The organism is Arthrobacter sp. Bi26, assembly GCF_918697925.1.
Taxonomy (GTDB): domain Bacteria; phylum Actinomycetota; class Actinomycetes; order Actinomycetales; family Micrococcaceae; genus Arthrobacter.
This window is the reverse complement of the sequence record NZ_CAKKMF010000132.1, coordinates 1-8673: the sequence shown is the minus strand read 5'-3', so window position 1 is coordinate 8673 and position 8673 is coordinate 1. Positions and strand designations below refer to the sequence as shown.

Here is an 8673-nt window from a genome sequence, read left to right as displayed (position 1 = left end):
CTGTGGAGCCGCGGCGCCGCCGCGCAGGCCCAGTTTCGCGGCGCAGGCTGGCCACGCGCCCCAACCCTGGCTGGCCTGCACTCTCTGGGCGACGGCGATCTGCTGTTCACGGCTGGCGTTCGCCGCGGACCCCGTGCCGCCATGGGCCGCCCACGTGCTGGCGCTGAATTGCAGCCCGCCCGAGTAGCCGTTTCCTGTGTTGGTGGCCCAGTTCCCGCCACTTTCGCATTGGGCCAGCGAGTCCCAGGTGGAGGCGGGGGCTGTGGCCGGGACGGCCGCGTTAGCGGCGGAAGCGGACAGCGCGACGCCTGCGATGGAAACAGCCGCCAGGGTGATGCCGCGGCGCGCGGCAGTGCCATAGGTTGATTTCTTCATGATTTCAGATGCTCCTGAGGGCCACCAGCGCTCGGTCCGTCCCCGGACGTTGTCGCGCCACTGCCCGCCCCTGACAATAGAGGTCATTTGCGGTGTCTACCGGTCGGGCAGTATCTGGTGGTGGTAGCACCGGGCATGCAATACCCGGTTGCCGGGCATGCACACTAGGCTAAGCCAGGCCCCGTCCGTTATCAAGACGTTATTTTTGCTGTTTTTGCCGTTACCATCGCGTGGTAACCCATCGCGTCGGGGCCGATATCGCCGCTCGCTGTCTCGTAACGGATGCTCGCGGACACGTTCGCGTGCCTCAGCTTCCGAGCATCGCGGCCAAGTACGGAGCGGTCCTGCTGTTCTTGGACCTCGCGACGGCGGCGGGGGTCCCGATCGCGACGATCTCCCCTCCGGCGTCGCCACCTGCGGGGCCGAGGTCGATCACCCAGTCCGCTGCGGCCACCACATCCATGTCGTGTTCCACCACAATGACGGTGTTGCCTGCGTCAACGAGCCGGTGCAGCTGGGCCATGAGGAGCTGGACGTCGGCCGGATGCAGCCCGGTGGTGGGCTCGTCCAGCAGATAGAGGGAGTGGCCCCGCTGGGCACGCTGCAGTTCGGTGGCGAGTTTGATGCGCTGGGCCTCGCCGCCGGAGAGCTCGGTGGCCGGCTGGCCGAGGCGAAGATAGCCCAGGCCCACTTCGCGCAGCGTTTGCAGGCTGCGCGCCGCTGCCGGCACTCCTCCGAGGAACTCTGCGGCGGCATTGACCGTCAGGCCGAGAACTTCTGCCACGTTCTTGCCCTTGTACGTCACCTCCAGGGTTTCCGGGTTGTAGCGCGAGCCCTGGCACTCCGGGCAGGGGCCGTAGCTGCCGGGCAGGAACAGCAGTTCGACGGCGACGAAGCCCTCACCCTGGCAGGTCTCGCAGCGGCCGCCGGCAACGTTGAAGGAAAAGCGCCCTGCGCCGAAGCCCCGCGCCTTGGCCTGGTCCGTGGCCGCGAATTCCTTGCGGACCGCATCGAAGAGTCCGGTGTACGTGGCGAGGTTGGAGCGAGGGGTTCGGCCGATCGGCTTCTGGTCCACCTTGACGAGCCGGTCCAGCTGGTCCAGCCCGGACACGGGTCCCACACTGAGCGGGCCCGTGGACTCGCCGGCCTGGGACTCCAGGTCCTCAACAGGCGGGCTCGCCTCGGCGCCGGATTCCGGGTGCAGCCGGGCACCGACCACCTCGGCCAGGACCTGGCTGACCAGCGTGGACTTGCCGGAGCCGGAGACGCCGGTGACTGCGGTCAGCACGCCCAGCGGGAAGTCGGCGTCGAGTTCGCGCAGGTTGTGCCGGCTGATGTCGCGCAGCTCCAACCAGCCGGCGGCATCCCGGCGGGGGCCGCTGGCGGCAGAACCGCCGCCGTCGTCCGTCATGACGGCAGACTTTCCGGCAGGGCCGGCTGAACCGTTCGGGAACAGGAACGGCCGGGTGACGGACGCGTCCACCTCGGCGAGGCCGGCCACGGGCCCGCTGTAGAGCACTTCGCCGCCGCCTTCACCGGCGCGGGGACCCACATCCACCAGCCAGTCCGCGCGGCGGACGATGTCCATGTTGTGCTCCACCACGAACACCGAATTGCCGGAGGACTTGAGCTGGTCCAGGACCGCAAGGAGCGGCTCGGCGTCGGCGGGGTGCAGGCCGGCGGAGGGCTCGTCCAGCACGTAGATCACACCAAACAGGCCGGAGCGGAGCTGGGTGGCGATCCGGAGCCGCTGCATTTCGCCGGGGGAGAGTGTAGGAGTGGACCGGCCCAGCGCGAGGTAGCCCAGGCCTAGATCCAGCAGCACGGTGACGCGCTGCAGCAGGTCCCGGGTGATGGCGACGGCCACCTCGTTGCCCTCGCCGGAGGACTGCTTGCGGGAGGCGGTCCCGGCCTCCGTGAGCTCGGTGGTGGGGCGGATAATCTCGGCCAGTTCCGTCAGGGGGACGGCATTGAGGTCCGCGATGGTGCGCCCGGCGAAGGTGACGGCGAGGGCGGCCGGGGTCAGGCCGCTGCCGCCGCACACCGGGCAGGGTCCGGTCTCCATAAAGCGCAGCACGCGGTCGCGCATGGTGGTGCTCTTGGAATCGGCGAGCGTATGCAGCACGTAACTCTTGGCGCTCCAGAACCGGCCCTTGTACGGCTTGGCGACGCGGTCGCGCTGGGGCGTCACTTCCACCACAGGCTGTTCCTCAGTGAACAGGATCCAGTCGCGATCTTTTCTCGGCAGCTTCCGCCAGGGGGTATCGACGTCGTGGCCCAGGTGGGTCAAAATGTCGCGCAGGTTTTTGCCCTGCCACGCCCCGGGCCAGGCGGCGATGGCGCCGTCGCGGATGCTTAGCGAGGTGTCCGGCACCAGGGAGGACTCGGTGACGGTGTGCGCGATCCCCAGGCCGTGGCACGCCGGGCAGGCGCCGGCGGCCGTGTTCGGGGAAAACGCGTCCGAGTCCAGCGGGCCGGCGCCGTCGGGATAGCTGCCGGCGCGGGAGAAAAGCATGCGCAGCGAGTTGGACAGCGTGGTGAGCGTGCCCACCGTGGAACGCGAACTCGGCGTCCCGCGGCGCTGCTGGAGCGCGACGGCGGGCGGCAGCCCGGTGATCATTTCCACCTTGGGGTTGTGCCCCTGCTGGATGAGCCGGCGGGCGTAGGGGGCCACGGATTCGAAGTAGCGGCGCTGCGCCTCGGCATAGATGGTGCCGAAGGCAAGGGAGGACTTGCCGGAGCCGGAAACGCCGGTGAAGGCGACGATCGCATCGCGGGGCACGTCCACATCCACGTTGCGCAGGTTGTTCTCACGGGCACCGCGAACCCGGACAAAACCGTCCGTCGGATTGCCGGGAGCCAGATCGTGAACTACATCCCGATCGGTCGGGCGCGGCAAATCGGAAGCATGCTGTTTACTTTGCATTGGTTCGACTCTATCGGTGATGCCAGCGGGCGGGCATATCCTTACCGGATGGAAACGTACGACGGCGAGGCCCAGTTGACAGCGGAAGAGCCGGAAGAATCGGAAGAACCGGAAGCCGGCGAACCCCTCCCGCTCCCGGTCGCCGAACTGCACCTGCATATTGAAGGAACCCTGGAACCGGAGCTGATCTTCGCGCTGGCGGAACGCAACGGGATCGAACTGCCCTATAAGGACCTGGAGGAGCTGCGCTCGCGCTACGAGTTCACGGACCTGCAGTCCTTCCTGGACCTGTACTACGCCAATATGGCCGTGCTGCAGACGGAGCAGGACTTCGCCGACATGACCCGGGCCTACCTGGCCCGGGCGGCGCTCGCCGGGGTCAGGCATGCCGAGATCATGCTGGACCCGCAGGCCCATCTGTCCCGCGGGGTATCCCTGGAGACGTGCGTCAACGGCGTGGCCTCGGTACTGGCCGGCTCACGGGAAGAGTTCGGCATCTCCACCCTCCTGATCGCGGCCTTCCTGCGCGACCTCACCGAGGAATCCGCCCTTGAGGTGCTGGAGCAGCTGCTTGCCATGGACGCTCCGATCGCCGGAATCGGGCTCGATTCCGCCGAGGTGGGCAACCCGCCGGCCAAGTTTGAGCGGCTCTTCGCCAGGGCCAAGGACGCCGGGCTGCACCGGATCGCGCACGCCGGCGAGGAGGGCCCGCCGTCGTACATCATTGACGCGCTGGACATCCTCGAAGTGGAGCGGATTGACCACGGCATCCGGTGCATGGAAGACCCGGAACTCGTGGAACGGCTGGTGGACGAGCTCATGCCGCTGACCGTGTGCCCGCTGTCCAACGTCCGGCTCCGGGCGGTGGACACCCTGGCTGAGCACCCGCTGCCGGCGATGCTCGCGGCGGGGCTGAACGTGTGCGTGAACTCGGATGATCCCGCGTATTTCGGCGGGTATGTGGACGACAACTTCGCGCAGCTGCAATCGGTGATTGGCCTGTCCGAGTTCGACTGTGTCCGGATGGCCGCGAACTCGATCCGTTCGTCCTTCGCGAGCGAGGAACGCAAGGCCGAGCTCCTGGCCGAACTCGCCGCGTCGGGGCACTAAAATCACAGTTGCCCTATCACTTATGGTCGCTAAAACGGGCGGTTGGGAACCATAACTGATAGGGCAACAGCGCAGCGTTGGGGGTCTGGGTGACCCCCGGTGGGCGGCTTAGACGTCGATCGAGTCCATGTGCGGGTACCGCGCTCCGGCTGCCGCCCCGGCCGGAGCGAGTTCGTCCAGACGGTTGAGGTCCTCGGCGGAGAGTTCGACTTCGGCAGCGCCCAGGTTCTCCCGCAGGCGGTCGCGCTTCTTGGTGCCAGGGATGGGAACGATGTGCTCGCCCTGGGCCAGCAGCCACGCCAGTGCCAGTTGCGCCGGGGTGCAGCCCTTCGCGTCCGCCAACTCCGTGACCCGACCCACGAGCTGCAGATTTCGGGCAAAGTTCTCGCCCTGGAAGCGCGGGGAGTGCCGGCGGAAATCGTCCGCCGGGAAATCTTCCGGGCTGCGGAACTGGCCGGTCAGGAAGCCACGGCCCAGCGGACTGTAGGGGACAAAGCCGATGCCCAGTTCCGCGAGGACCGGGAAGACTTTGGTCTCCGGCTCGCGCTCCCACAGCGAGTATTCGGTCTGCAGGGCCGTGATGGGGTGCACCGCGTGGGCCCGGCGCACGGTGTCGGCGCTGGCCTCGGACAGGCCAAGGTGCCGGACTTTCCCGGCCTGTACCAGCTCAGCCATGGCCCCGACGGTTTCCTCGATGGGGACGGTCTTGTCCACCCGGTGCTGGTAGTACAGGTCGATGTGGTCCACGCCCAGCCGCTGCAGGCTTGCATCACAGGCGGCGTGCACGTAGTCGGGGGAGCCGTTGATGCCCACCCAGGATCCGTCGGGCCGGCGTTCGTTGCCGAATTTGGTGGCCAGGACGACGTCGTCGCGCCGGCCCGCGATGGCCCGGCCCACAAGCGTCTCGTTGGTGAACGGGCCGTACATGTCAGCCGTGTCGAGCAGGCTTCCGCCGGCGTCGAGAAAGGCTTGGATGGTGGCGATGGATTCGGTTTCCTCGCCGTGGCCGTAGAACTCGCTCATGCCCATGCAGCCCAAACCCAGGGCGGAGACGGTGAGCGAACCGAGCGTGCGGGTTTCCATAGGTATCTCCTCGATCAGAAAGGTGGGAGCGGCCTCCGCCGCCTGTTCGTACACCGGGGCGGGACGAAGTTGGCCGATGGCCACTCTAGGCCTATCCGTCAAGGGACACAACGGAAGCCCGGCTCACCCTTGCAGGAGGATGCGCCGGGCGGCGACCGCGCGGCAAAGTGCAGATATGACGAAGACTCGGGAGCCGCGCAAGGGCTGGCTGCGCCGCTCTATGCCCGGACTCGATGTCGCCGCGACGTATCAGAAGGACTGGTTTGGCAAGGACATCATCTCCGGGATCGTCCTGACGACGTTGCTGGTTCCCCAGGGAATGGCCTACGCCGAGCTGGCAGGGCTGCCCCCGATCACCGGGCTGTACACGAGCATCCTCTGCCTGCTCGCCTATGCGGTGTTCGGTCCGTCCCGCATTCTCGTGTTGGGACCGGATTCTGCGCTCGGGCCCATGATCGCCGCGACGGTCCTGCCGCTCGTTGCATCCGACGGCGACCCGCAGAAGGCGATCGCGCTCGCGTCAATGCTGGCCCTCATGGTCGGCGCCATCATGGTCCTCGCGTCCGTGGCCAAGCTCGGCTTCATTGCCGACCTCATCTCCAAACCGACCATGATCGGCTACATGAACGGCCTCGCCATCACCATCCTGGTGGGCCAGTTGCCCAAGCTCTTCGGCTTCAAGGTGGACAGTGAAAGTTTCCTCGGTGACCTCGTCGGCTTCGTCCAGGGCGTGGCCAACGGCGAGACGGTGATCGCCGCCGCGGCCGTCGGTATTAGCGGAATCGTGCTGATACTGGCTCTGCAACGGTGGCTGCCCAAGGTCCCTGCGGTGCTGGTCATGGTGGTCCTCGCCATCGCGGCGGCGGCGGTGTTCGACCTCGCAGCCAAGGGCGTCTCGCTGGTCGGGGAACTCCCGCAGGGCTTCCCGCCGTTCACCATCCCGCAGGTGGACTTCGCGGACCTCGGACTGATGTTCGCCGGGGCCCTGGGTATTGCGTTGGTGTCCTTGACGGACACCATCTCGACGGCGACATCGTTCGCCGCGCGCTCCGGCCAGGAAATCCGTGGCAACCACGAGATGATCGGGATCGGTGCCGCCAACCTGGCCGCTGGTCTCTTCCAAGGCTTCCCGGTCAGCACCAGCGGCTCCCGGACCGCCGTCGCCGAACGTTCCGGCTCGAAGACCCAGCTCACGGGGGTGACGGGTGCCGTGCTGATCCTGCTCATGCTCGTGCTGCTGCCGGGGCTGTTCCGGAACCTGCCACAGCCGGCTCTGGCGGCCGTGGTGATGACGGCGGCTGTTTCCCTCGCCGATATTCCTGGAACGTTGCGTCTCTTGCACCAGAGACGAACCGAGTTCTACCTGTCCCTGGCCGCCTTCCTCGGAGTGGCGTTGCTGGGCGTTCTGCCCGGCATCGGCATTGCGGTGGGGCTGTCCATCCTGAACATCTTCCGCCGGGCGTGGTGGCCATACGAGACCGTGATCGGGCGGGTGCCCGGCTATGAGGGGTTTCATGACGTCAACGTCCACCCGGACGCGAAGCACCTGCCCGGCCTGGTGATCTACCGGTGGGACGCTCCGTTGTTCTTCGCCAACGTCAGGCCGTTCCGCGACAACATCCGGCACTTGGCACGGACAGAACCCAAACTGCAGTGGATCATCATCGCGGCCGAACCGATCACGGACGTGGATACCACCGCCGCAGACGTCTTGCTCGATCTGGATGTCGAGCTGAACGCCCAGGGTATCTCCCTGGTGTTCGCCGAGCTCAAGCACCGGACCCGGGACAAGATCGAACGCTACGGACTGACCCGCGAAATCGAGCCGGAGCATTTCTATCCCACCACCGAAGCAGCGGTAGCTGCCTACATGGCCAAGACCGGGGCTCAGTGGAGCGCCGAGGAGTGAGAATTACGTGGGCACCACGGTCCTGGACGTCGACGTAGTAGCGGGTGCCTAGGAGCGGGCGTCCTGGCGCTGCTCGGCCGGCACGCGGGCGCTGCGGGTGATCCACCAGCCCAGCGCGGCCATCGCCAGTCCGATGGGAATCCCGTACGGTGGCAGGCCCACGTTGAATCCCAGGGCCCCGGCGACGACGAACGCCGCGCCGGCCCACGCCGGGAACATGTGCGTCCGCCAGCCCACTAGGCCGAAGATAATCCAGCCGAGCGCAAACAGCACGTAACTGGAGAGTGCGCCGATGACCAGCATGCCGGACCCGCCGGCGAGGATGGCGCCGGGCGCAGTTTCGGCAATCCACGGACCGGCAAACCCGTCGAACCACATGTTGCCCGCCATATCCATGGTGCCGATGAGGGCTCCGCAGAATCCGACGGCGCCGAGGGCACCGGCGCTGTCCGCGTACCTCATGTAGACGGACACCAAGGCGAGCATCAGCCCGATGAAGACCACAAAGTAGAACGCGTTGGACAGCTGGAACGGAGTCTGGCGCATCATTTCTATTCGCTCGAGGCTGTGGTCGGCCGCGAGCAGGCGCCAGACGTCCTCGGCGGCGAAGGCCAGGCCGGCTGCCAGGGCAATGGGCCCGGCATGGGACGGCAGGGGTGAGGACATGGTCCCTCCTTAGCGGTGGATTGGATCTGATCCGGAACGGAGCAGCACTGAGTCGATGGCGGAGGCAGGCGCCGCGCGCCAGGCACCCCGGTCCAGGAGAACGGTGGTGAGGACTGCAAGGACGACCACGGCGAAGTAGATCAGTTCCGCCCGGTCAGCCTCGGCACCGGAGAAACCGAAGGAACCCACGGTGAAGGTGCCCTGGCTGTTGTGGAAGAGGAATGTGAGCAGCACGCTGCCGCCGGTGCGGTTGAACAGCCACACGTAGAGGAAAGTGATGGCGAAGGTGGTGGGCAGCCCGATCAGGCTGAGCTGCCCGAACAGGACCAGCGGAAGGTGCCAGAGAGACACCACAACGCCGAGGAGTGCCGCGGACCGCAGCGGAGTCCACCTGGCCTGGAGCAGGGGCACGGCATAGCCGCGGAACCCCGGTTCCTCTCCTAGGGGGCCGTCCATCGGATTGACCAGGCGTACGGCAAAAACAGCCAGGAGCCCCGACCACGTCACCTCTGCCAGCCCGGGAGCCGCGGCGCCGAGGGCCATGTTCGCGAATCCGGTGAGCAGCGCCAGCATTGCCGGGAGGAGGAGCGCCACGGCGTACCAG

7 protein-coding genes are annotated in these 8673 nt (G+C 67.1%); 2 read left to right on the top strand and 5 right to left on the bottom strand.

Annotated elements, in window-relative coordinates:
- Both LQV16_RS21880 and LQV16_RS21875 read right to left on the bottom strand, forming a co-directional pair.
- On the bottom strand, positions 1-375 hold a 375-nt coding region (locus LQV16_RS21880), incomplete at its 3' end, for a transglycosylase family protein (protein WP_229995963.1).
- Positions 376-682: 307 nt separating this feature from the next.
- On the bottom strand, positions 683-3301 hold the full coding sequence (locus LQV16_RS21875) for an excinuclease ABC subunit UvrA (protein WP_229995962.1): 2619 nt from the start codon (positions 3299-3301) through the stop codon (positions 683-685).
- Positions 3302-3349: 48 nt separating this feature from the next.
- Between LQV16_RS21875 and LQV16_RS21870 the strand changes: the two genes are divergently transcribed.
- The gene (locus LQV16_RS21870) at positions 3350-4411 is read left to right on the top strand and encodes an adenosine deaminase (RefSeq protein WP_229995961.1); all 1062 of its coding nucleotides are present in this window, start codon (positions 3350-3352) and stop codon (positions 4409-4411) included.
- Between the two features lie 108 nt (positions 4412-4519).
- Here the strand turns inward: LQV16_RS21870 and LQV16_RS21865 are convergent, their stop codons facing one another.
- Positions 4520-5494: an aldo/keto reductase gene (locus tag LQV16_RS21865; protein ID WP_229995960.1), complete on the bottom strand. Its 975-nt coding sequence runs from the start codon at positions 5492-5494 to the stop codon at positions 4520-4522.
- Between the two features lie 175 nt (positions 5495-5669).
- On the opposite strand from LQV16_RS21865, the gene sulP reads away from it, so the two are divergent.
- Positions 5670-7403 carry a sulfate permease gene (gene sulP / locus LQV16_RS21860; protein ID WP_229995959.1) on the top strand — a complete coding sequence of 578 codons (1734 nt, stop codon included), beginning with the start codon at positions 5670-5672 and terminating at the stop codon, positions 7401-7403.
- Between the two features lie 48 nt (positions 7404-7451).
- On the opposite strand, the gene LQV16_RS21855 is transcribed toward sulP, so the two are convergent.
- Together LQV16_RS21855 and LQV16_RS21850 are read right to left on the bottom strand one after the other, a co-directional pair.
- Positions 7452-8069 (bottom strand): hypothetical protein, encoded by a 618-nt coding sequence (locus tag LQV16_RS21855; RefSeq protein WP_229995958.1) that lies wholly within the window; start codon positions 8067-8069, stop codon positions 7452-7454.
- 9 nt (positions 8070-8078) lie between these two features.
- The coding region (locus LQV16_RS21850) for a CPBP family intramembrane glutamic endopeptidase (RefSeq protein ID WP_229995957.1) at positions 8079-8673 on the bottom strand (595 nt) is incomplete at its 5' end.

Excerpts from the sequence above, each read along its gene's own strand:
- LQV16_RS21855 (WP_229995958.1), bottom strand. The coding sequence starts at position 8,069 with ATGTCCTCACCCCTGCCGTCCCATGCCGGGCCCATTGCCCTGGCAGCC.
- LQV16_RS21870 (WP_229995961.1), top strand. The coding sequence starts at position 3,350 with ATGGAAACGTACGACGGCGAGGCCCAGTTGACAGCGGAAGAGCCGGAA.
- LQV16_RS21875 (WP_229995962.1), bottom strand. The coding sequence starts at position 3,301 with ATGCAAAGTAAACAGCATGCTTCCGATTTGCCGCGCCCGACCGATCGG.
- LQV16_RS21865 (WP_229995960.1), bottom strand. The coding sequence starts at position 5,494 with ATGGAAACCCGCACGCTCGGTTCGCTCACCGTCTCCGCCCTGGGTTTG.
- sulP (WP_229995959.1), top strand. The coding sequence starts at position 5,670 with ATGACGAAGACTCGGGAGCCGCGCAAGGGCTGGCTGCGCCGCTCTATG.